This is a genomic window from Burkholderia lata, from assembly GCF_000012945.1.
GTDB lineage: Bacteria > Pseudomonadota > Gammaproteobacteria > Burkholderiales > Burkholderiaceae > Burkholderia > Burkholderia lata.
This window is the reverse complement of record NC_007511.1, coordinates 2,894,723-2,917,320: the sequence shown is the minus strand read 5'-3', so window position 1 is coordinate 2,917,320 and position 22,598 is coordinate 2,894,723. Positions and strand designations below refer to the sequence as shown.

At 68.2% G+C, this 22,598-nt stretch carries 23 protein-coding genes; 12 read left to right on the top strand and 11 right to left on the bottom strand.

All coding sequences use genetic code 11. The features are described 5' to 3' along the window. Window positions 1-68: 68 nt before the first annotated feature. Complete coding sequence (locus BCEP18194_RS35580; RefSeq protein ID WP_011356159.1) at window positions 69-254, bottom strand: hypothetical protein; 186 nt, start codon at window positions 252-254, stop codon at window positions 69-71. A gap of 374 nt (window positions 255-628) precedes the next feature. Here BCEP18194_RS35580 and BCEP18194_RS35575 point away from each other — a divergent pair, with 374 nt between their 5' ends. Both BCEP18194_RS35575 and BCEP18194_RS41800 read left to right on the top strand, forming a co-directional pair. Further along, window positions 629-2,536, top strand: coding sequence for a DUF3857 domain-containing transglutaminase family protein (locus tag BCEP18194_RS35575; protein ID WP_011356158.1), 1,908 nt, complete (start codon window positions 629-631; stop codon window positions 2,534-2,536). A 56-nt stretch (window positions 2,537-2,592) separates the two neighbouring features. Next, window positions 2,593-2,760 (top strand): hypothetical protein, encoded by a 168-nt coding sequence (locus BCEP18194_RS41800; RefSeq protein WP_167316042.1) that lies wholly within the window; start codon window positions 2,593-2,595, stop codon window positions 2,758-2,760. A gap of 200 nt (window positions 2,761-2,960) precedes the next feature. On the opposite strand, the gene BCEP18194_RS35570 is transcribed toward BCEP18194_RS41800, so the two are convergent. Continuing rightward, the gene (locus BCEP18194_RS35570; protein WP_011356156.1) at window positions 2,961-4,010 is read right to left on the bottom strand and encodes an AraC family transcriptional regulator; all 1,050 of its coding nucleotides are present in this window, start codon (window positions 4,008-4,010) and stop codon (window positions 2,961-2,963) included. 70 nt (window positions 4,011-4,080) lie between these two features. Here BCEP18194_RS35570 and BCEP18194_RS35565 point away from each other — a divergent pair, with 70 nt between their 5' ends. After that, the gene (locus tag BCEP18194_RS35565; RefSeq protein ID WP_011356155.1) at window positions 4,081-5,292 is read left to right on the top strand and encodes an MFS transporter; all 1,212 of its coding nucleotides are present in this window, start codon (window positions 4,081-4,083) and stop codon (window positions 5,290-5,292) included. A gap of 30 nt (window positions 5,293-5,322) precedes the next feature. Here the strand turns inward: BCEP18194_RS35565 and BCEP18194_RS35560 are convergent, their stop codons facing one another. The 4 genes from BCEP18194_RS35560 to BCEP18194_RS35545 form a co-directional block, all read right to left on the bottom strand. Beyond that, window positions 5,323-6,168, bottom strand: a complete 846-nt coding sequence (locus tag BCEP18194_RS35560; protein WP_011356154.1) for a helix-turn-helix domain-containing protein — start codon at window positions 6,166-6,168, stop codon at window positions 5,323-5,325. A gap of 48 nt (window positions 6,169-6,216) precedes the next feature. Further along, window positions 6,217-6,774 carry a carboxymuconolactone decarboxylase family protein gene (locus BCEP18194_RS35555; protein ID WP_011356153.1) on the bottom strand — a complete coding sequence of 186 codons (558 nt, stop codon included), beginning with the start codon at window positions 6,772-6,774 and terminating at the stop codon, window positions 6,217-6,219. A gap of 132 nt (window positions 6,775-6,906) precedes the next feature. Then, on the bottom strand, window positions 6,907-7,668 hold the full coding sequence (locus BCEP18194_RS35550) for an isocitrate lyase/PEP mutase family protein (protein ID WP_011356152.1): 762 nt from the start codon (window positions 7,666-7,668) through the stop codon (window positions 6,907-6,909). A 136-nt stretch (window positions 7,669-7,804) separates the two neighbouring features. Continuing rightward, window positions 7,805-8,272, bottom strand: coding sequence for a MarR family winged helix-turn-helix transcriptional regulator (locus tag BCEP18194_RS35545; RefSeq protein WP_011356151.1), 468 nt, complete (start codon window positions 8,270-8,272; stop codon window positions 7,805-7,807). An 81-nt stretch (window positions 8,273-8,353) separates the two neighbouring features. Between BCEP18194_RS35545 and BCEP18194_RS35540 the strand changes: the two genes are divergently transcribed. Further along, window positions 8,354-8,722: a hypothetical protein gene (locus tag BCEP18194_RS35540; protein WP_011356150.1), complete on the top strand. Its 369-nt coding sequence runs from the start codon at window positions 8,354-8,356 to the stop codon at window positions 8,720-8,722. A gap of 88 nt (window positions 8,723-8,810) precedes the next feature. Continuing rightward, window positions 8,811-9,428: a glutathione S-transferase family protein gene (locus tag BCEP18194_RS35535; RefSeq protein ID WP_011356149.1), complete on the top strand. Its 618-nt coding sequence runs from the start codon at window positions 8,811-8,813 to the stop codon at window positions 9,426-9,428. 130 nt (window positions 9,429-9,558) lie between these two features. On the opposite strand, the gene BCEP18194_RS35530 is transcribed toward BCEP18194_RS35535, so the two are convergent. From BCEP18194_RS35530 to BCEP18194_RS35515, 4 genes are all read right to left on the bottom strand, one after another. Continuing rightward, window positions 9,559-10,281 (bottom strand): HAD family hydrolase, encoded by a 723-nt coding sequence (locus BCEP18194_RS35530; RefSeq protein ID WP_011356148.1) that lies wholly within the window; start codon window positions 10,279-10,281, stop codon window positions 9,559-9,561. A gap of 22 nt (window positions 10,282-10,303) precedes the next feature. After that, window positions 10,304-11,275: an ornithine cyclodeaminase family protein gene (locus BCEP18194_RS35525; RefSeq protein ID WP_011356147.1), complete on the bottom strand. Its 972-nt coding sequence runs from the start codon at window positions 11,273-11,275 to the stop codon at window positions 10,304-10,306. A gap of 109 nt (window positions 11,276-11,384) precedes the next feature. Beyond that, window positions 11,385-12,515 (bottom strand): DSD1 family PLP-dependent enzyme, encoded by a 1,131-nt coding sequence (locus BCEP18194_RS35520; protein ID WP_041493383.1) that lies wholly within the window; start codon window positions 12,513-12,515, stop codon window positions 11,385-11,387. Window positions 12,516-12,643: 128 nt separating this feature from the next. Further along, window positions 12,644-13,603: a LysR family transcriptional regulator gene (locus BCEP18194_RS35515; RefSeq protein WP_011356145.1), complete on the bottom strand. Its 960-nt coding sequence runs from the start codon at window positions 13,601-13,603 to the stop codon at window positions 12,644-12,646. Window positions 13,604-13,732: 129 nt separating this feature from the next. Between BCEP18194_RS35515 and BCEP18194_RS35510 the strand changes: the two genes are divergently transcribed. The 4 genes from BCEP18194_RS35510 to BCEP18194_RS38885 all read left to right on the top strand — a co-directional run bounded on the left by BCEP18194_RS35510 (window position 13,733) and on the right by BCEP18194_RS38885 (window position 18,447). After that, window positions 13,733-14,608 carry a LysR substrate-binding domain-containing protein gene (locus tag BCEP18194_RS35510; protein ID WP_011356144.1) on the top strand — a complete coding sequence of 292 codons (876 nt, stop codon included), beginning with the start codon at window positions 13,733-13,735 and terminating at the stop codon, window positions 14,606-14,608. Window positions 14,609-14,829: 221 nt separating this feature from the next. Continuing rightward, entirely contained in the window at window positions 14,830-15,972 is a 1,143-nt protein-coding gene (gene psrA, locus BCEP18194_RS35505) for an iron-containing alcohol dehydrogenase PsrA (protein ID WP_011356143.1), read from the top strand. A 16-nt stretch (window positions 15,973-15,988) separates the two neighbouring features. Beyond that, window positions 15,989-17,434, top strand: coding sequence for an MFS transporter (locus BCEP18194_RS35500; protein WP_011356142.1), 1,446 nt, complete (start codon window positions 15,989-15,991; stop codon window positions 17,432-17,434). 158 nt (window positions 17,435-17,592) lie between these two features. Continuing rightward, window positions 17,593-18,447 (top strand): hypothetical protein, encoded by an 855-nt coding sequence (locus BCEP18194_RS38885; RefSeq protein ID WP_011356141.1) that lies wholly within the window; start codon window positions 17,593-17,595, stop codon window positions 18,445-18,447. A gap of 27 nt (window positions 18,448-18,474) precedes the next feature. Here the strand turns inward: BCEP18194_RS38885 and BCEP18194_RS35490 are convergent, their stop codons facing one another. After that, a complete protein-coding gene (locus BCEP18194_RS35490; RefSeq protein WP_011356140.1) occupies window positions 18,475-19,389 on the bottom strand; it encodes an NAD(P)/FAD-dependent oxidoreductase in 915 nt (304 codons plus the stop codon). Between the two features lie 146 nt (window positions 19,390-19,535). On the opposite strand from BCEP18194_RS35490, the gene BCEP18194_RS35485 reads away from it, so the two are divergent. The 3 genes from BCEP18194_RS35485 to BCEP18194_RS35475 all read left to right on the top strand — a co-directional run bounded on the left by BCEP18194_RS35485 (window position 19,536) and on the right by BCEP18194_RS35475 (window position 22,598). Continuing rightward, window positions 19,536-19,976, top strand: a complete 441-nt coding sequence (locus BCEP18194_RS35485) for an Rrf2 family transcriptional regulator (protein ID WP_041493382.1) — start codon at window positions 19,536-19,538, stop codon at window positions 19,974-19,976. A 250-nt stretch (window positions 19,977-20,226) separates the two neighbouring features. Continuing rightward, on the top strand, window positions 20,227-20,760 hold the full coding sequence (locus BCEP18194_RS35480) for a DUF2760 domain-containing protein (RefSeq protein WP_011356138.1): 534 nt from the start codon (window positions 20,227-20,229) through the stop codon (window positions 20,758-20,760). After that, window positions 20,757-22,598, top strand: coding sequence for an Hsp70 family protein (locus BCEP18194_RS35475; protein ID WP_011356137.1), 1,842 nt, complete (start codon window positions 20,757-20,759; stop codon window positions 22,596-22,598). Before BCEP18194_RS35480 ends, BCEP18194_RS35475 begins: the two co-directional genes overlap by 4 nt.

The window sequence follows — 22,598 nt, the reverse complement described above, 5'->3', positions numbered from 1 at the left end:
CCGTGTCGGGCGCCGGTCGTTCCGACCCCGCACGGCGCGTGATCGGACGAATGGGCGCCGGCCCGTGTTCATGTCAGCATCGGCATCGCTTCGATCAGCACGATGCCCAGCAACGCGCCGAGCGCGGCGCCGACCAGCTTCGGATGCCACCGTTCGAGATGCAGCGCCGTCAGCAGCGCGCCGAACAAGATCACGCCCAGCAGCGCGAACGCGATCACGAGGTAGCCCATTTCGAAGTCGCTATTGATCAGCATGATGTCTCCTTCCCCATGTCGGCGTGTCGCGTTCGGCGGAGTGGTGTTCCGCCGACGTCGCACGCACGGATGATCTGCCTGAATTATATATCGCAACGTGATACAAAAGGCACGCTAGCCCCGAGCAGGATGCACCGGGGCGGCAATGGCGGCGTGGCGACGCCGGCGCGGCACGCGTGGCACGTGTGGCCGGCTCGCCGCATCGCGCGCAGCCTCGTCGCCGCGCGGCTTGACGCTCGCCGGTACGTCACCCACACTGGTTCGCACGACGGGCACGCGGCGTGTGAGGTGTCGCGTGCTCGTCATGCGGATCGAACCATCCGCGCCGGCACACAGCCGTGGCGCCCGGCAATGAACGCGCGGAGCGCTTCGACGTGGTGCTTTTTCCTTCCGGATGGACCGGCCGCCTGCTCGCCTGCGCGATCGCGCTCGGCGCCGGCGCGGCCATGGCCGACGTGCGCGACCCGGGCGCCGCACGCGATACGGGCGGCGACGCGCCCGTCACGGTCGTCAGCGATGTCCACGAATTCGTGATCCAGCACGACGGCGCGCTCGACGAGCACGACGATTCGACGCTGCGCGCGAACGACGCGAACGGTATCGATGCCATCGCGCAGCGCTACGTGTGGTTCGACAAGAATCTCGAGAAGGTGGACCTGCTCGCGGCCGAGACGATCGATCGCGACGGGGTCGCGCATCCGGTCGGCGCGGACGGCATCCGTGACGTGCAGGAACCGCGCTCGGCCGGCGCGCCGACGTTCCAGGACGGCCTGCTGCGTACCGTCGTGTTTCCCGGCGTCGAAGCCGGGTCGAGCACGCGCGTGGCGTTCCGCAAGACCCGCACGAAGCCGGTCAACCGCGGCTACTTCGGCTATACCGTGGAGCCGTCGCGCGAGCCGGTCGACAGTCAGCGGCTGATCTTCGACGTGCCGGCCGACATGCCGCTGTACGCGGATGCACGCGGCTACGTCGCGCTGCCGCCGGTCACCGCGAATGGCCGCACGCGCTACGAATTCGACTACCGGCACGGCCCGTACGACCGCATCGAGAACGGCGCGGTCGGCTACGCGACCTACGGCGACCGGCTCGTCGTGTCGACGCTGCCCGACTATGCGGCGTTCGCCGCGCGCTATCGCAACGCGGCCGTCGATCCGGGCGCGGACGATCCGGCCGTGGCGCAACTGGCGCGCACGCTCACCGCGGGCGTGGCCGATCCGCGCGACAAGGCGCGCATCCTGTACGACTGGGTGCAGGCGAACATCCGCTATGTCGGGCTGTTTCTCGGCGAAACGGCTGCCGCGCCGCATCGCGTGACGGACATCCTGCGCAACCGCTACGGCGACTGCAAGGATCATGTCGCGCTGTTCGGCGCGCTGCTCGCGGCGGTCGGCATTCGCAGCGAACCGGTGCTGCTCAATCTCGGGTCCGTCTACACGCTGCCGTCGGTGCCCGGCTACGGCGGCGGTGCGATCAATCACGCGATCACGTGGCTGCCCGATCTCGCGCGCTTTGCGGATACGACGACGGCCGGCATCGCATTCGGCTATCTGCCGCCGATCGTGATGGACCGGCCTGCACTGCTGGTCGACACGGGCGTGCTGTCGCGCACACCGGCCACGCAGCCGCGCGGCCGCATCGCGCGGGTCGAGATCGATGCGGCCGGGCCGGGCGCCACGCGTTTTCAGGCGTACATCGAGGACGACGGCTGGACGGCCGAACTCGAGCGCAACCTGTTTCGCCGCGCGACACCCGACGGCATCGCGCAGCTCGCGAACAACCGTTTGCGGCAGAGCGGCTTGCGCGGCCGCGCGCAACTGTCGACCAGCGACCGGCGTGTAACCGACGGGCCGTTCGACGTGACGATGTCGGGCACGCTCGATCATTTCGTGTGGCCTGACGGCACGACTGCGTTGCCCGCACTGTCGAGCCTGACGGGCGGCATCGCGACGCAGGTCGAGAACTGGCTCGCCGAGCCCGTGCGCACGCAGCCGTGGGGCTGCATCGGCGGCACGTTCGACGAGACCGGCCAGATCGCGCTGCCGGCCGACGTCGCGGTGACCGACCTGCCGGCCGATACGGCCGTACACGACCGCTTCGTCGACTTCACGTCGCATTACGTATTCGATGCGGCCGCGCGCGCCGTGCAGGTCACGCGGCGGATGACGGCGAATTTCGGCCGTCAGGTGTGTACGCCGGACGAATTCACCGCGCTGCGCGCGTCGCTCGAGCGCATCGAACGCGACACGCAGGCGCAGATCGTCGTGCGGGCGAAAGGGCGTTGAACGGGCAGGGGATGTGAGCGCATCGATGCCATCGGTCGACGCGCAGGAGGAACATCATGACGGAACGGGACTACGAGATCGCCGATCTCTCGAAGGATTTGCTGGGTCGGATCGTGCAGGGCACCGTGGCGAGCGGGGCAGTCGTGGATGCCGAGCAGTGTGCGGCGCTTGCGGTGCAATGCGCGACGGCGCTGGTCGACAGGCTGGCAGCGCGCAACGATTGAACGCTGCGGTCACACGTGGCGGCGATTTGCGCGACGTGTGGCGGCAGACGCAAGCATCACGCGTCACGCATTACGCTTCGACAGGCACGTAGCACGTAGCACGTAGCACGCAGCACGTAGCGACTAAGCGCTGCCGTCACGCGTGATGACGACGACTTGCGCGACGCCAGGCAACCGCCGCGAGCATCACGTGTCACGCATTACGCCTCGACACGCACCTCACCGTCCGCGCGCACGGCGCCCGGCGGCTTGCCCACCACGCGCTTGAACGCGCGGCTGAACGCGGCGAGCGAGCCGTAGCCGAGCCGGTACGCGACGGCCTCGATCGTCTCGTGGTCGCGCGTGATCCATTGCGCGGCGAGCCGCATCCGCAATTCGGTCAGGTAGCGCACCGGCGTCATCCCGGTGGCCGCGAGAAAGCGTTCGGCGAACACCGAACGCGACACGCCTGCTTCGGTCGCGAGTTCCGCCACGCTCCAGTTGCGGCCCGGATCGCGATGCAGCGCGACGATCGCGCGGCCGAGCTTCGGCTCGCGCAGCGCCTGCACCCAGCCTGTCGCATCACCGCATCCGCACTCGACCCAGCCGCGCACGATGAACGCCGCGACCACATCCGCGAGCCGCGCGAGGATGCCCGCGAAGCCCGCGCGGGCCGAGCACGCTTCGCGCTCCATCGCATCGAGCATCGGGCGGATTTCCGGGTAGCGCGCGAGCAGCGTGCCGACGTGCATGAACTCGGGCATCGTGCCGACGAGCGGCTGCATGCCGCCGAGATCGAGCTCCATGCACGCGCTGAAGATCAGCGCATCGCCGGCGCCCGGCTCGGTCGTCGCGCAACTGGCGGGCGACACGCCGGCCGACGCCACCGACGCCACCGTATCGCAGATCTTCGCGACCTCGAAGCCGTTGATCTCGCGGCACGGTGCATCGGGGTCCGACACCAGCGCGTGCATGCCGCCGTGCGGCAACAGGATCGCGTCGCCGGCCTCGAGCCGCATCGTGTCGCCCGACGCGTCGCGCAGCAGCACGGGCCCGCGCCCGACGAAATGGAACTGCGCGCGGCCCGTCACGTGGCCGAAGTTCAGCCCGAACGGCCGCGCGACCTGGATGCGGCGGTACTGGACGCCGCTCAGGCGCATCCCCAGCAGCAGCTCGCTGACGAGGTCGTGCACGTCGGGGATGGGCGGAAGCAGGGGCTCGGACATATTGAGATTCGGACGTTCGATCAACAAGAACGGATTGTATGTCATAGACCGTCCTGATGTGGTTCCTTACGATACGCCCTCATCAGTACTTTCCCTAACCGACACGGAACCACGCATGAATCCCGGAATCTCCTCGGCCGCCTCGACGGCGGCCCCCCGCGAACCGGCCTGGGGCGCGGTATTCGCGATGACGCTCGGCGTCTTCGGGCTCGTCACGGCCGAATTCCTGCCCGCCAGCCTGCTGACGCCGATGGCCGACAGCCTCGGCGTGACCGAAGGCGTGGCCGGGCAGGCCGTCACCGCCACCGCGACGGTCGCGCTGGTCACGAGCCTGCTGATCTCGGCGCTGACGCGCACGATCGACCGGCGGCGCGTGCTGCTCGTGTTCTCGGTGCTGCTTGTCGCATCGAACCTGGCGGTCGCGTTCGCGCCCAACCTGACGCTGCTGCTGATCGGCCGCGTCGTGCTCGGCATCGCGCTCGGCGGTTTCTGGACGATGGCGACGGCCACCGCGATGCGGCTCGTGCCGACGTCGATGGTGCCGCGCGCGTTGTCGATCATCTTCAGCGGGGTGGCGGTCGCGACGATCGCGTCCGCGCCGATGGGCAGCTACTTCGGCCACCTGATCGGCTGGCGCAACGTGTTCCTGATCGCGGCCGCGCTCGGCGGCCTCTCGTTCGTGTCGCAGGTCGTCACGCTGCCGTCGATGCCGCCGAGCGGCACGACGCGGCTGCGCACGCTGATCGACGTGCTGCGCCGGCCGACCGTCGGCCTCGGCATGTTCGCGACGATCCTCGTGTTCACCGGGCACTTCGCGTTCTTCACGTATCTGCGGCCGTTCCTCGAGCAGGTCGCGGGCGTCGGTGTGAACGGGCTGTCGGCGATCCTGCTCGGCTACGGCATCGCGAACTTCGTCGGTACGTCGCTCGCCGGCCGCGTGCTCGAGCACCGGTTGCGGCCGATGCTGATCGGGATGCCCGCGCTGATGGTCGTGCTCGGCGTCGCGCTCGTCGCGCTCGGCCGCGCGCCGATGATCGACGCGGTGCTCGTCGCGTTGTGGGGGATGGCGTTCGGCGGCGTGCCTGTTGCCTGGTCGACGTGGATCACGCGTACCGTGCCCGATGAGGCCGAGAGCGCGGGCGGGCTGATCGTCGCGGCGATCCAGCTTGCGATCGCGACGGGCGCGGCAGCCGGCGGCGTCGTATTCGACGCGAACGGTGCGGCCGGCGTGTTCGTTGCCGCAGCCGTCGTGCTGGCTGTCGCGGTGGCGACGATCGTGACCGGTGTGCCGAAGCGTGTCGGCGTGGTGCCCGCGCTGGCGGAATGACCGGCACCGGCGGGCCGCCCGGCCCGCCGCTCAGCGCACCGGTGCGTGCGTGTCGAGCAGTTGCCGATGGCGCGCTTCGGTCGCGTCATCGGCGGGGAACATGCATTCCATGCGCAACTCCTGGGCGGCGGCGCTTTGCGGCGTCCCCACCGTCGTGACCAGCGAGAAGTAACGCAGCACGACGCCTTCGTGCACGAAGCCGATCGGGATGACCGGCAGCGACGGTGCGGCGGCCGGTGCCGGCGGCGTTTTCCAGTCACGCGGCGCATCGGGACTGGCGAGCAGGTCGTCGAGCAACTGCCGTGTGTCGTCATCGATCACGCGCCCGACCGATTCGCGATGCACGCGCTGCAACAGGCTGCGCGACACCGTTTCCCAGTCGGCCAGGAACGGCCGCATGCCGTGCGGATCGAACATCAGGCGCAGCAGGTTGCGCGGGCCGTCGCGTGCGGCCATGTCGATGAAGCAGCCAAAGAAGCGCGGCGCCGCGTCGTTGGTCATCAGCACGTTCCAGTGACGATCCATCACGATTGCCGGAAACGGATCGTGCTGGCGCACGACCCGTTCGAGCGCGCCGATCACGCCCTGCATCTCCTGCGCATCCCACGGCGCTTCCGAATACACGGGCGCATAGCCGGCCGCGAGCAGCAGCGCGTTGCGCTCGCGAAGCGGCACGTCCAGCGTTTGCGCGAGCGTCAGCAGCGTGTCGCGGCCCGGCACGCTGCGTCCGCTTTCGATGAAACTGATCTGGCGCTGCGAGATGCCCGCGTCGAGCGACAGGTCGAGCTGGCTCACGCCGCGCACGTCGCGCCAGTAGCGCAGCAACTGGCCCAGTTCGTGCGGCGGCGCGTGCGGTTCGCGGCGGCTGGCGTTCATCGTGCCTCCCAGGGCGTTCCGTGAGCGACGCGATCGACTATATCGGACTCACGCGGCGTTCGCATGCCATGCGAATGCGTCGAACGGCGCCTCGAGCGCGGGCTTCGTCACGCTGCCGACGTAGTTCGTGATCGTCGATGCGGCGACCACCGCGATCACTTCCAGCAACTGTTCGTCGCTGAAGCCGGCGTCGAGGAACGCTTGCCGGTCGGCATCGGCCAGGCGGCCGCGGGTGTCGATCAGCTTGCGTGCGGTGGCCGACAGCGCGGCCAGTTTCGCGTCGCCGGGCAGATCGCCGCGGCGGATCGCGTCGACGTCGGCGTGGGTCACACCCTGTTTCAGCGCAAGGGCGGTATGGAAGGCGACCGGCCATTCGCTCGCGTTCGTGACCGCGTTGGTGAGCAGGAGTGTCTGGATCTGCGGCTCGGTGAGGCTGCTCGCGTGCACGCGCTCGAACAGGCCGATGAAGCCGTTGATCAGCACCGGCGACGCGGCCATGGCCGCCGCGATGTTCGGGACGATGCCGAAGGTTTGCTGGAGCTGCTGGAGGACGGGCTTTGAGGCGGCCGGTGCCGAGTCGATGGTGTGAAGCGGATAGGCGGACATGATGTCTCCGGGGTGGTGAGCGCCGCCGGAATGGCGGCGCGACACCCGAAGCGTAGGAGCGGCCGTGTCGTGCGCCAATTACATGCAATGTAATCAGTCGATGCGCGCGAGGCCGTCCGCTCCGTGATTCTGTTACCCGCCTTGCCTGACCATCTCCGCCAGCGTGTTCATCGCCTGCAGGTACGGATACGGCCCGTGACTGATGCGGGCCACGCCGTATTCCGCGAATTCGGCGAGCGTCGGCGTTGCCGAGACGCGCATCACGTTCACCGGCAGCGGCGACGCGGCCGTCAGCGCGCGAATGAGTGCCGGCGAGCGCAGCCCCGGCACGAACAGGCCATCGGCACCGGCCGCGGCATAGGCGCGCGCGCGGGCCAGCGTGGCATCGAGCAGGCGCTCGTCGTGCGTGTCGGCCGGCGCCTTGAAGAACACGTCGGACCGCGCGTTGAGGAAGTAGTCGGCACCCGCGCGATCCGCGGCCTGCCGTGCCGCTGCGAGACGGGCTGCGGCGGCGTCGACGTCACGCAATTCGCCGGTCGCCGGGAAGCTGTCTTCGAGGTTGCAGCCGATCGCACCGGCTTCGATGCTCAGCGCGATCGTCTCGGCCACATCCTCCGGCCGCTCACCGTACCCGCTTTCGAGATCGACGGTGACGGGCAGGTCCGTCGCGCGTGTGATCCGCTCGAGCACTTCCATCATCAGCGCGCGCGGCATCTGCTCACCGTCGACGAAACCGTTGGCCGCCGCGACCGACCAGCTGCCGGTTGCCAGCGCGACGGCGCCCGCGTCGGCCGCCGTGCGCGCACTGCCGGCGTCCCACACGTTGAACAGCGCCAGCGGCTGGCCCGCGCGGTGAAGCGAACGGAAATACGCGCCTTTCTCATTGCTGCTCATGCCTGTGTCTCCTTGTGGAAAACCGGGTTGGTTGTCGTGCCGAGCGATATTGCCACCGAATCAAGCGCCGCGAGGGATTCGTCCGATCACAACTGACAAGGAATGGCAGGAGTCGAGCGACCTGCCGCGTGTAGGTTCAGCCGCGTTCAGCCGGATCGACCGACAACGCGCGCAACTGGCCGCGCAACTGATCGACTTCCCCCGGCGCGAACGGCCGTTCGATCTCGGCGTGCGTCTGCTGCCACAGCGGAAACGCTTCGGCGAGCAGGTCGTGGCCGGCCGGCGTCAGTTCGAGCAGGCGGCTGCGCCGGTCGTCCGGGTCCTGGATGATCGTGACCAGGCCGCGCCGCTCGAGCGGCTTGAGCGCGGCCGTGAGCGTCGTGCGGTCCATCGCGAGCAGCGACGCGACCGACTTCATCGGCGCCGGCTGGGGCCGGTTCAGCGACATCAGCAGCGAAAACTGGCCGTTGGTGAGATCCAGCGGGCGCAGCACATCGTCGAAGATCCGCGCAAGATTGCGCGCCGCGCGCTGCATGTGCAGGCACAGGCAGCAATCGCGCACCATCAGCGTCGTTTCGAAAGGGAGCTTTTCTTTTCGTGCCATGTTGCAATTGTGTTGATATCAACCTATCTTGTCAAGGTCGAGGCGCGGCAGCCCGTCGCGTCCGTCACCGGAGGAGACAGCATGAGTGCTCAACAGCAGTTGTATCTCGCGGTATTTCTCGGGACCAAGGATAGCCCGGCGATGAAGGCCTGGATGGCGTTGCCGGACGAGGAGCGACGCACGCGCGAGCGCGACGGAATCGCCGCGTGGCATGCCTGGGTCGACCGGCATCGCGACGCGATCGTCGAGATGGGCGGGCCGCTCGGCAAGACGAAGACCATCGATGCGGCCGGCGTCAAGGACACGGCGAATGCGATGAGCGGCTTTACCGTCGTTCGGGCGGCCTCGCACGAAGCCGCGGCCGCGCTGTTCGAAGGCCATCCGCATTTCACGCTGTTCCCGGGTGTGGCGATCGACGTGATGCCGGTGCTGGCGATTCCCGGCGCGTGAACGACACGCGAGGCCAGGCGTCGTGTATCGGCGAAGTGCCGTGGCCGGTAGGCGGAAGTTTTCCCGACATTCTGGATGGAGACTGGCGATGAAGCTTTACGGATTTGCCGGCACCCGCTCGCAACGCGCGCTGTGGGGGCTGAAAGAACTGGATGCCGATTTCGAGTTCATCTCGGTGAACCTGCTCCAGGGCGAGCACAAGCGGCCCGAATTCCTGCGCCTCAATCCGGCCGGCAAGGTGCCGGTGCTGGTGGACGGCGACCTCGTGATTCCCGAGTCGGCCGCGATCGTGCTGTATCTCGCGGACAAGTACCCGGAGAAGGCATTGCTGCCGGTTGATCCCGCGTTGCGGGCCGAGGCTTACCGGTGGGTCATGTTCGCGGTGACGGAGCTCGAGCAGCCGCTGTGGCGGATCACGCGGCATTCGTTCATCTATCCGCCGGAGAAGCGCTCGCCGGCCGATATCGAGCTGGCGCGCGAGGATTTCAAGACGATGGCTGCGATCCTCGACAAGCATCTCGAAGGGCGCGAGTTCATCGTCGGCGACACGCTGACGGTGGCCGATTGCGTGACCGCTTACCTGATCGACTGGGCGGGCGAGTGCAACCTGATCGAATCGTTTCCGCAATTGCGTGCGTATCTCGAACGGCTGTATGCGCGGCCGAAGGCACCGCAGCGGATCGCGGACGCGCGCAAGGCGGCGTGAACGTGCGGCGGTCGGCCATGCGCTGCATCGGCATGGCCGACCGCTACATCCGTGCAGTCGGCGAGCGGCAGTCTCGCCGCGTTCATGGTGGTGATGAAGCGTGCGTCGCGAACGCGGCGCACGCGAGTGTTCACGCGACGTCGTCAGGCCCGCCGAGCATGCGGCACAGCATCGACAGGTCGCTGAGCGTGAGGTGCGGCGTCGCGGCCTGTTGCTGCGCACGCTCCGCTTCCGGATGCGTATCGCGAACCACCCACGCGGCCTGAAGCCCCGCGTTCAACGCACCGACGATATCGAGGTGATAGTCGTCGCCGACATGCAGCAGTTCCGCCGGCTGCACGTCGAGCGTTTCCGCTGCCGCATGAAAGATCCCGGGCTCAGGCTTCGCGACGCCGAACGCCTGCGCGCTGAGCGTCGCACGAAAGAATTCGCCGCCGCCGGTCAGCCGGAGGTCCGCGTTGCCGTTGGTCACCGCGATCAACGGAAACCGCGCGCTCAGCCACGCGAGCGCCGGCAATGCATCGTCATAGAATTCGACCCGGTTGCGCGCGGCATAGAAGGCGGCGTACGCACGGTCGGTGAGCGCGACATCTTCGTTCGCACGCTCCAGCGCAAGCCTGATCGACCCGATTCTCATGGCACGGAAGTCGCCGGCAAGCTCGGGACACAATCGTTCGTATTCCTCACGCAAGTCGCTTAGCGACTGCTGCGTGGGCAGCACACGCTCGGTACCGGGCGCATGCTCGATCAGCCACGTGCGAAGCGTCGCTTCGGCCCGTACGACGGACGGCCCGAACGGCCACAGGGTGTCGTCCAGGTCGAACGAGAGAGCGGAAACTTGGGTGAGGCGCATGGCGATTGACGGGGAGTTTCGTTTACCAGGGCCACGGAATGGCGATTCCGGTGCCGTTTTCGAGGGCCTGCCGATACAGGAAGCGAGCGACGGTCAGGTCCTGCAGCGCGAGCCCGGTCATGTCGAAGACGGTGATCTCATGCGGCGCGCGGTCGACCGTCGCGGTTCCGGCGAGGATGTCACCGATTTCCGTGCGTGGCAAATCCGGCGCCCACTGGCACTCGCCGATGCTGCGGGCCTGGTCGTGATCGTCCACGACGATGCGCGCGCGTTCCAGCACGCCTGCCGGAAGCTCGCGCTTGCCGGCGGTATCGGTGCCCACGCAGGTCAGGTGGGTGCCCGGCTGAACCGCATCGGCGTCGAACAGCGGGCCGCCGCCAGGCGTGGCCGTGATGACCACGTCGCTAACGGCCACCGCGTCGTTCCGGTCGCGCGCCACGGCGATCGTGCATCGTTCCCGGAAGGCTGATTCGAACACCGGGTCGGGCTCGCCGCTGACGTTCACGTACTGCACCGTGCACGGTTGCGGCAGTAGCCCGAGTGCATAGTCGAGCTGGACGCGCGCCTGCACACCCGTGCCGAACACGCAGAGGCGCGTGCTGTCGCGACGCGCGAGCAATTGCAGCCCGAGGCCGCCGGCGGCGCCGGTTCGCGCGGTGGTGATCGCATTGCCGTCCATGATGCACAGCGGCCGGCCCGTGGCCGGGTCGAACAGCGCGACGGTGGCCTGATGCGGTTCGCCGCCGAGCCCGCGGTTGCCGGGCCAGAACCCGGCCGCCTTGAAACCGAGCAGATCCTGATTCGCGACATCGCCCGACTTGATGCCGAACACGCCGCCGGTGTGCAGTTTCTCGCGGACTACCGGGAACACGCGCCCGGCCCGTTGACTGTGCAGCACGAAGGCTTCGCGGACCGCCGCCGTCACTTGCGCGGCCTGGAGGGCGGGTGCGACGGCATCGCGGTCGAGAAGCAGGAGTCGGGCGTCTGTCGGCATGTTCAGGCAAGCGCTTGCGGCGCCAGGCGAATCGAGATGGTTTAAATTTTGTCCAGATTTGGATAAATGGTCAATTAATCGATGGAGCGACGCGGATACGTGGTCGGGGTCACCACCCGTAGAAGCGCGGCCACGTCTGCGCGCCGCCGTCTTCGGCGATCGCCTGATACTCGGGATGTTGCGCGCCGGTGGCGCACGCGTGATTCGGCAGGATGCGCAGACGGGTGCCGACCGGAAACCGTTGCGCGATGCCGGCGTCGGGCGAGCCCGCGCGCGACACGATTCCGTGCTCCTGGTTGGCGGCGCTCATCACGTAGTCGCCGAGCACGTCGCCGTGTTCGGTGCAGACCTGCCCGTAGCCGAAGTCGTGCGCCTGGCGCTGCGTGCCGCGGTCGCGGCTCATCGCCATCCAGCCCGCGTCGACGATCGCCCAGCCTTTCTCCTCCTGGTGCCCGATGACGGTGGTCAGCACCGACAGCGCGATGTCGGACAGGCCGCACACGCCGATGTTGTGCATCACGAGGTCGAACATCACGTAGACGCCGGCGCGCACCTCGGTGACGCCTTCGAGGTGTTCCGCCGCGAGGGCGGTGGGTGTCGAGCCGATGCTCACGACCGGGCAGGGCAGCCCGGCGGCCCGGAGGCGCTCCGCCGCCCGCAGTGTGCGGCTGCGTTCCTGCTCGGCAATCGCCGCCAGTGCTTCGGGTGTGTCGTATTCATAGCTGGAGCCCGCGTGCGCCAGCACTCCGCCGAGCATCATCCCGCCGTCGAACAGTGCGCGGCCCACGTCGATCAGCAGGTCGGCGTCGGGCGGAATCCCCGAGCGGTGGCCGTCGACGTCGACCTCGATCCACACGTCGAAGCGCTCGCCGTGCGCGCGCCCGAATTCGGCGATCGCGTGCGCGGCCGGCAGGCTGTCGGCGACCAGCTTCAGGTCGCAACCCTGCCGGCGCAGCGCGAGCGCCTGACCCAGCTTCGCGGGCACCATGCCGACCGCGTAGACGATGTCCCGGATCCCGTGCGCGAAAAACTGTTCGGCTTCCTTGAGCGTCGACACCGTGATGCCCTGCGCGCCTGCCGCGAGCTGGGCATCGACGACCTGCGTGCATTTGGTGGTCTTGACGTGCGGCCGGAACCTGACGCCGAGCGCGTCCAGATGCGCCTGCATGCGGCCGATGTTGTGACGCATGCGGCCCACGTCGATCAGGGCGGCCGGGGTGTTGAGGGTTTGAAGGTCCACGATGCGTTGCCTTGGAGTATTGCCGATGCGAACACTGTAGGGCCGTCGATGCGTCGCGTGTTTAACGCATCGCTAATTCGGTATTAAGCACAGTTTAATCAGCCGGATCGCGTGGACTGTGGCACGGCTCATGCGTCGCCGCGCCACGGCGGCGGGCTGAGAAACCGCGTCGCGGCTTCGAGAAACACCCGTTGCCGCGCGGAACGGCCGGTGCGCGACGGCAGCAGCGCGGTCACCGGCGCGGCCGGCAGGTGCCAGTCGGGCAGCAACCGGACGAGCTTGCCGTTCGCCAGCAGCGGCGCGACGTCCCACTCGGAGCGCTCGACGATCCCGAGACCGGCCAGCGCCCATTCCGTGATGACGGTACCGTCGTTCGAGGACAGCGCGCCGGTGACGCGGATCACGGCGGAGCGGCGCTGTTCGCCCTTGACGTCGCCGCCTTGCGAGAAGCGCCAGCGCGGGATGTCCTCGTCGTTCTCGCGCAGGCACAGGCAGTCGTAGCGGGCCAGGTCGGACGGATGGTTCAGTTCCTTGATGCGACGTGCGTAGGCCGGGCTCGCGCACAGAAAGCGCTCGTTGGGCGCGAGCGGATACCCGATCCACGACGACGACTTGAGGCTGCCAACGTGAACGACCACGTCGGCCCCCGACGCGCTGGTCAACGGGCTCTCCGACAGGTGGAGCGCGATGTCGAGCTTCGGATGCGCACGTTGCACGTCGCGCACGATCCGCGCGACGTACTTGCGGCCGAAGCCGAGCGGGGCGACGACGCGCAGCGTGCCCCGCACGTCGCCGTGGTCGCCTGAAATGCTGACCGGCAGCGCTTCCACGCGCTCGAGGATGTCGACGGCTTCCTGGTACAGCCGTTGCCCTTCGTCGGTCAACGCGATCCCTTTCGGCTGCCGCACGGCGAGCCGTGCGTTCAATCGCGCTTCCATCCGTTGCAGGCGAATCGTGACCGCGGGCGGCGTGAGATCGAGCAGCCGCGCGGCCGAAGCCAGCGAGCGCGACGTACCGATCGCGCGGACGAGTCGAAGGTCATCGAGGTCGAGCATTTCATGTCTCTTAATGCTGATGATGCCGGGCATTAAACCGCAGATCACGCGTCGCAGCCATCGAGGCGGCGGGAACGCGCGTGTCACATTCGCCCGATACATTGGGTTTCCCGATGCTTTCCGGCATTCGGCACGAAATTCCCGATCGATCGCCTGCCCCTCATGACCCTGACCCAGCTTCGCAGCTTCATCGCCGTCGTCCAGCATGGCGGCTTCACCGCGGCCGCCCGCGTGCTGTCCACCAGCCAGACGACGATCACGTCGCAGATCCAGACCCTCGAACAGGAACACGGCGTCGAGCTGTTTCACCGGCGCGGGCGGCGCGTCGAACTGTCGGCGGTCGGTCTCGAATTCCTGCCGATCGCGCGCCGCATCTGCAGCGACGAGACCGACGCCGCCGCGCTGCTGCGCGACAGCGGCGCGTTGCAGCGCGGTTCGCTGAAGATCGGCGCGGTCGGCCCGTTCCATGTGACGGAGATGATCGAGGCGTATCACGCGCTGCATCCGCACATGCACCTGTCGGTCGCGCTCGGCAATTCGGAAACCGTGCTGCGCGATCTCGACCAGTACGTGTGCGACGTCGGCGTGGTGGCCCGCGCGTTCGAGGACGCGCGCTACTTCACGCAGCGCTATGCGAGTTTTCCGGTGATCGCGTTCGTGCGGACGACGCATCCGTTCGCGAAGCGCGACGCGATCGCGCTGCATGAACTGGCCGGCGAGCCGCTGCTGATGCGCGAACCGGGTTCGACGACACGCCGCGCGCTCGAAGACGCGATGGAGGCCGCCGGCCTGACGCCGCGTATCGCGATGGACATCGGCAGCCGCGAGGCGCTGCGCGAGGCCGTCGCGCGCGGGCTCGGCGTCGGCACGGTGTCGAAGGCCGAATACGTGCCGGATGCGCGACTGCGGCCGTTGCGGATAGACGGCGATCCGGTCGTGACCCATATCCACGTGTGCTGCCTGAGCGAGCGGCGCGAAAGCCGGCTGGTCGCGTCGTTTTTCGATGCGGTCGCGCGGTGCCGGCCGCTCGATGCATGACGGCGCCCGGTCGCGCGCCGGCCCACGGCGCGACCCATCGAAAATTTCGGTCGATCCATAGCCGATAACCGGGATTTTCGATCACGAACGCGTCATCGCGGATGCCTAACCTGATGCTCAACCCCATTCGATCCAGGTGCGAGCATGAATTTCGATGATCCGTTACCCCATGACATGATTCGTCATACTGATGATGGTGCGACGCTCGCGGGAGCCGCGGCATGAGCGGCTGGCGCTTCCACAATCCCGTGCGCATCCGCTTCGGCGTCGATGCGCTGGCCGGCGCGAGCGACGCGCTCGCCGGCCGCAGCTACGCGATCGTCACGTATCCCGATGCGGTGTTCGCGCGGCTCGCCGACCGGCTCGAAGCGCAGCTCGGGCCGGCGCTCACGCGGATCGACTGCGTCGAAGCGAACCCGTCGGTGCCGATGCTGCGGCGCGCATGCGATCAACTCGCCGCGCTGCCCGGCAAGCCGGACGTGCTGATCGCCCTCGGCGGCGGCTCGGTGATCGATTCGGCGAAAGTGCTCGCCGCCGAGCACGGCGACTTCGAGCGCGTGCTGCGCATCCTGTCGGGCGATGCCTGCGCTGATCGCGGCGACGCGGTGCGACTCGCGCTGCCGATCGTCGCGATCCCGACCACGGCCGGCACCGGCAGCGAAGTGACGCACTGGGCGACCGTCTGGGATCCGCACAACGCGCGCAAGCTGTCGCTGTCGCGGCCTGACCTCTATCCGGAAACGGTGATCGTCGATCCGCGCCTGATGGTCGGCCTGCCGATGCAGCCGACGCTCGCGAGCGGCCTCGACGCGCTGTCGCACGCGCTCGAAAGCATCTGGAACATCCATGCGAACCCCGTCACACGCGGCCTCGCGGTGCAGGCGGCGCGCGAGCTGATCGGCGGACTTGGCCGCGTGAATGCGCATCCCGACGATCTCGACGCACGCAGCGACATGGCGCTCGGTGCGCTGCGCGCGGGGCTCGCGTTTTCGAATACGCACACGGCGCTCGCACACAACATCTCGTATGCGATCACGTTGACGCGCGGCGTCGCGCACGGGATCGCGTGCTCGTTCTGCCTGCCGGCGGTGATGCGGGCGGCGCTCGGCGTCGACGACGCATGCGACGCCGCGCTGCGCGAGATCTTCGGCGACACCGCATCCGCGCCCGCGCAGCTCGAGGCGCTGCTCGACACGCTCGGTGTCGCGAGCCACCCGGCCGCGTACGGGATCGACGCACACGAATGGGCGCGGATCGTGGATCACGCATTCGACGGCGCACGCGGCCGCAACTTCATCGGCACGCGCGCGCGCTTTCCGCATCTGGACTTCAGCCCGGAGCAGCCCGAACGGGCGCTTCACTGACGAGGAGCCACTCATCATGAAACCGTCTCACCCGATCGAAACGGACGCGCTCGCGCGTCTCGACAACCTGCCGTGGACGCGCTTCCACACGCTGATGCTGGTCGCGCTCGGCGTCGGCTGGGCGCTCGACTCGTTCGAAACCAACATCATCGGCAGCGTATTCGGCGTGCTCAAGTCGCACTGGCACCTGAGTGCCGCGCAGGGCTCGCTCGCGGTCAGCATCTGGGTGTTCGGGATGCTGGTCGGCGCGATCGCGTTCGGCTATCTCGCCGACCGCTACGGCCGCAAGCGCCTGTTTCTCGCGACGCTGCTCTGGTACGCGTTCTTCAGCGTCGCGACCGTGCTGTCATGGAACTACGAGTCGTTCCTGTTCTTCCGCGCGATGACGGCGCTGGCCGTCGGCGGCGAATATTCGGCGGTCACCGCGACGATGGGCGAATTCATTCCGAAGCGCCATCGCGGCCGCACCGACGCGCTGATCCTGTCGGGCTTTCCGGTCGGCGCGCTGCTGTCGGCGGCCGTGTCGTATCTCGTGTTGAACCAGTTGCCGGCCGAGTGGGCGTGGCGCGTGGGCTTCGGCCTCGGCACGACGATGGCGCTGGTGTTCTTCTGGATTCGCCGGGTGATTCCGGAGTCGCCGCGCTGGCTGATTCAGCAGGGGCGCGTAGCGGAAGCCGACGCGATCGTCGAGCAGGTCGTCGCGAGCGCGGCGCGCGATCCGCTGGCCCAGGCCGATCGCGCCCTGTTGACGAAGCGCTATGCGCCGACCCGCTACGCGCACCAGGCGCCCGCGTTCTGGCGCAACGTCGGCGAGCTGTTCGGCGCCTATCGCGCGCGCTGCGCACTCGCCGGGGCGCTGAACTTCTCGCAGGCGGCCGTCGTGTACGGCGTGCTGTCGCTGATGGCGCTCGTGATCCTGCCGTACATGAAGGTAGCGTCGACGGACATGCCGCTCTACTACATGATCGGCAACGCGGCGGCGCTTGCGGGCGGCATCGTCGCGGCTGTGCTGGTCGAGGCATGGGGGCGACGCGCGTCGCTGTTCGTGAGCTACACGTTCACAGTCGCGGCGATCGTGTTCATCTACGCGATGCATGCGCTGCCCGGCATGGTGCTCGGCTACTGCCTGATCCAGTTCGGCGTCACGTGGGCGTACATCTCGGGCTATGTCGTGTCGTCCGAGATCCTGCCGACGCGGATTCGCGCGACGGGGCTCGGCGTGTCGGTCGCGATCGGCCGGCTCGGCGCGGTGGTCGCGCCGCTGATGCTGACGAACGTCTATGCGATGTCGGGCTCGCCGTCGGCTGCGCTGATCGTGTTGCTCGTGCTCGCGTTGCCGGGGCCGCTCGCGGCCGGCCTGTGGTGGATCAACGGGCGCGAAACGCGACGGATTTCGCTCGAGGAATGCAGCACGGAAGCCGACGCGCAGCCGGCGGTGGACGCCGCGCCGCGCGTGGCGTGAATGGGCTCGATGGTGCTGGCCACGGGCTTAAAGAATAGTCGCGTCGCGCCGATATAGAGACGAGGTCCGGCCCTTTGCGCTCCGTGTCCGGACCAGCACGGAGCGTGTTGCCGAGGGCCGCGACATATTCCAACGACAAAAATGGAGCGTCTCATCTTATGAAGCCAGTCTTTTCCCGCCACTTGGCCGGCCGCATCGCAATCGTCGTCGCAGCCACTTCGCTTGCCGCATGCGGCACGACGAATCCGCTGCAGCAGGCTGGCCAGGGGATCATGGGGGCCTTGACGTCCGACGCCGGTCGGACCGACGTGTCGATCCTGAAGCCGATCGTCCTGAAGATCCCGAACGATGCCGGCATCCAGCCGCGCAAGGTCGCGCCGTATTCGACGGTCATTGTCCGCGACGTCGGCTACGACAGCCGCAGCGTGCAGGTCATCGCGAACGCGCAGTATTACCGGCTCCGGTTCGAGAACCTGACGCCCGGTTCGTTCGTCGTGCATGCCCGCACGGACAACGGCGTCGCCGGTTCGGGCGTGAAGTACGACGTCAACTTCAACGTGCAGGAATCGCCGAAGGGCTATCAGGTCGCGTTTCAGCCCATGACGCGCAATGCCTATCAGCAGGGGCTGATCGGCAAGTTCCCGGTGCCGAACTTCAACGATGCCGACCTGCGCACGCAACTGACCTCGTTGCAGATCGTCTATCGCTTCGAGGTCGATTCGCCGTACAACTCCGAATCGGTGACCGCGAACTTCATGCGTCTCGCGCGGCCGATGACAGCGCGGCAGGGCTGGGCAGACCCCGTGACGGGCAAGATCTACAGCAGCTACTTCGTGTCGACGCTGCACGGCCGCGACATGACGTACGTCACGCAGGTGTATCCGTATCACAACGGGTCGAAGGCTGTGATTACAGCGGTGATCACCGGCGTCGAGACCGCGCCGGATACGGTCGATTTCAGCGTGCTGATCAACGACGCGCGTCACATGCTCGAAGGCATCGCGAAGTCCTGATCGCGTGACATGCGGCTGCCCGCCCGCTTACGCGTGCAGCCCCCAGATCAGCGACCGGTGCGCGGCAACTCCGGCCATCACGCCCGACGCCGATGCGAACGTCGCATTGGTCATCGGTGTCGACGCGTCGCCGGCTGCGAATACGCCGGCGACGCTCGTCTGCTTCAATGCATCGACGCGCACGACCGGGCCGAGCGGCCCGTCGTCGAACGCGCAGCCGAGCTGCTGCGCGAGATCGCTCGCCATTACCGTGCGCGCGCCGACGAACAGCGCATCGATCGGCACGATCTGCCCGTCGGCGAGCCGCAACGCATCGATCCGCGGCGCATCGCCGAGAATTTCCACGACCGGCGAGCGCTCGATACGCACGCCGCGCGCGGCGAGCAGTGCGGCCTCTTCTTCGTTCGCTTCGGCCTGGCCCTGCGTGAACCACGTCGTCGGGCCCCAGTCCGGAATCAGGATCGCCTGATGCACGGACAGCGGATGCGAGGCCAGCACGCCGAGCCGCTGGCCACTCACCTCGTACCCATGACAATACGGGCAGTGCAGCACGTTGACACCCCAGCGTTCCGCAAGCCCCGGCAGCGCGGGCAACTCGTCACGGATACCGGTCGCGAGGATCAACCGGTCGGCACTCGCACGGCTGCCGTCGGCCAGCGTCACGTGGAAGCGGCCGTCCGCATCGCGCTCGGCCGTGCGCACGTCGCCTGCGATTCGCTGCACGGTCGGATATGCGGCGAGCTGCGCGGCAGCTTCGTCGACGATCTGCGCGGGCGGCTTGCCGTCCTGCCCGAAAAAGCCGTGCGCGTGCGCGGCAAAGCGGTTGCGCGGCTGGCCGGCGTCGATCACGAGCACGCGGCGGCGCGCCCGTGCAAGCTGCATCGCGGCCGACAGCCCGGCAAAGCTGCCGCCGATCACGATCACTTCATGATGGTCTTGCATGCACCCACTCCTTTCCTGAACCTGCGCGAATGACGGATGTGTCCCGGTGGCGATCCACTCAACTCATGAAACACGAGAAGTTGCATGATAGGGCGATGGTATCATTCACGCAACTTCAAAAGTTTCGAGAGAGGGGAGCACCGCTCGTGAGAACCGACAGTCGCTTGTCGCGCATGCTGCATGCGCTGATCCACATGGACCAGGTCGACGGCCCGATGACGTCCGAAGCGATCGCGACGATGCTGTGCACGAACCCGGTCGTCGTGCGGCGCCTGCTTGGCGGCTTGCGCGACCGTGGCTACGTGCAGTCGGAGAAGGGGCATGGCGGCGGCTGGGTGCTGAGCGTCGCGCTCGACGACATCACGCTGCTCGACGTCTATCGCGCGGTGGGCGAGCCGCCGCTGTTCTCCGATCTCGTGACCGACGACGAGGCCGAATGCCTGGTCGAGCAGGCCGTCAATGCGCACCTGTCGGCCACGCTGAAGGAGGCCGAGACGACGCTGCTGGCACGCTTCGGCGAAGTCACGCTCGGCATGCTGTCGCGCGATTTCGAAGCGAAGCACGCGAAGCGGCGCAAGCCGCGCTGACGCGCCGCAGCATCGCGGCCGGTCGCGCTTGACGCGCCCTCCGGCTCGGCCCAAAACGCTGCGCCGCGATGTTCTGTCCCCCAACTTCTGCCCGGTTCGCCCGCCACAGGGCAAAATACGGGTTTTCCGCACCCGCGAGGGCGCGACCGAATCACGCGCCGGGCGGCGGCAGTGCGCAATCCGCACGCCGCCGCCGGGCGCCCAGGCAAGATCGCTCGCCATGTCGCGAGCCCACAGGAGTCCAGACCCCATGCCCGAATCCAACCTGTCCTTCTTCGGCCGGCTGTCGCTGGCCGTCGGCACGTTTTTCTCCGTGCTCGGCAACCGCGAGTTCGCGGCCGGCGTGCTGCGCGTGCGCGATGGCGCCCCGGCACCGGTCGCGCCGGCACCCGAGTTGCGCGAAGCGAGCCCGCAGGCCGCACTGCAACTGCTCGGCCTGCTGCAGCGCGATGCGCGCTTCATCGACTTCGTCGAGGAAGACATCGCCGGCTACGCGGACGCCGAGATCGGCGCAGCCGCGCGCCTCGTGCACGACGGCTGCCGTGCCGCGCTGCGCGAACACTTCACGATCGTGCCGGTGCGCGACGAAGCCGAAGGCAGCCGCGTGACGCTGCTGGCCGGCTTCGACGCAACGGCCGTGCGCGTGACGGGCAACGTGGTCGGCGCCGCGCCGTTCACGGGCACCGTCAGCCATCGCGGCTGGCGGGTGGCCGACGTGCGCCTGCCGAAGCTGACGGGCAGCCACGACGCCTCGGTCGTCGCACCGGCGGAGGTGGAACTGTGAGCGATCCGCGCTATTCGATCGGTATCGATCTCGGTACGACCCACTGCGCGCTGTCGTATGTCGACAGCGCCGCGAGCGACGGCGAAACCATCACGCAGCAGGTGCTGCCGATCGCGCAGCTCACCGCGCCCGGCGCGCTGGAGTCGCGCGACCTGCTGCCGTCGTTCCTCTACCTGCCGCATGAAAGCGAACTCACGCAAGGCGACCTGACGCTGCCGTGGACGGCCTCGCGCGCGTTCGCGGTCGGCGAAATGGCCCGCACGCGCGGCGCCGGCACGCCGATCCGCCTCGTGTCGAGCGCGAAGAGCTGGCTGTGCCACCCGGGCGTCGATCGCCGCGCGGCGATCCTGCCGAGCGATGCGCCGCCGGAAGTGTCGCGCGTGTCGCCGCTGGAAAGCTCGATCCGCTACCTGACGCACCTGCGCGAAGCATGGGACCACAGGCATCCCGACGCGCCGTTCGCGGACCAGGACGTGACGGTCACGATCCCCGCGTCGTTCGACCCGGCCGCACGCGAACTGACGGCCGAGGCCGCTCGCGCCGCCGGCTACTCGCGGATGACGCTGCTCGAAGAGCCGCAGGCCGCGCTGTACAGCTGGATCCAGAAGAGCCAGGGCGGCTGGCGTAAGCAGGTGCAGGTCGGCGACCTGATCCTGTGCGTCGACGTCGGCGGCGGCACGACCGACCTGTCGCTGATCGCGGTGGTCGAGCGCGAAGGCAATCTCGAACTGCATCGCGTGGCAGTCGGCGAGCACATCCTGCTCGGCGGCGACAACATGGACCTCGCGCTTGCGCATATCGTGGCGCGCAAGCTCGCGCAGCAGGGCACGCAGGCCGATCCGTGGCAACTGCGCGCGCTCACGTACGCGTGCCGTTCCGCGAAGGAAACGCTGCTGTCCGACCCGACGACCGACGCGGTGCCGCTCGTCGTGCCGAGCCGTGGCTCGAAGCTGATCGGCGGGTCGATCCGCACGGAGCTCACGCGCGCGGAACTCACGCAGACGATTCTCGAAGGCTTCTTCCCGCAGGTGGACGTAGCCGCGCGCCCGGTGAGCCGCGCGCGTGTCGGCCTGACGCAGCTCGGCCTGCCGTATGCGCAGGACGCGGGCATCACGCGCCATCTCGCGGCGTTCCTCGGCCGCCAGGTCGCGGCGCTCGACTCGCTCGAAGGCGTGCAGCGCACGCTGCCGCAGGGCGCGACGTTCCTGCATCCGACGGCCGTGCTGTTCAACGGCGGCGTGTTCAAGTCGGCGCTGCTCACGCAGCGCGTGCTCGATACGCTCAACAGCTGGCTCGCCGCCGAAGGTGCGCCGCCCGCGCGCCTGCTCGAAGGCGCGGATCTCGATCTCGCGGTCGCACGCGGCGCGGCGTACTACGGCTACGTGAAGCGCGGCCGTGGCGTGCGCATTCGCGGCGGCACGGCGCGTGCGTACTACGTCGCGATCGAATCGGCGATGCCCGCGGTGCCGGGGCTCGAACCGCCGGTGCAGGCGCTGTGCGTCGCGCCGTTCGGGATGGAGGAAGGCTCGGACGCGGCGCTGCCGCCGCAGGAGTTCGGCCTCGTCGTCGGCGAACCGGTGCAGTTCCGCTTCTTCGGTTCGTCGGTGCGCCGCCAGGATCAGGTCGGCACGCTGCTCGACTACTGGTCGGCGGAAGAGCTGCAGGAACTGGAAGAAATCCAGGCGACGCTGCCCGCCGAAGGGCGCACGGTCGGTGAGGTCGTACCGGTGAAGCTGCATGCGCGCGTGACCGAAGCCGGCACGCTCGAACTCGAGGCGATCCCGAGCGGCACGAACGAGCGCTGGAAGGTCGAGTTCGACGTGCGCGGCGCCGCCTGA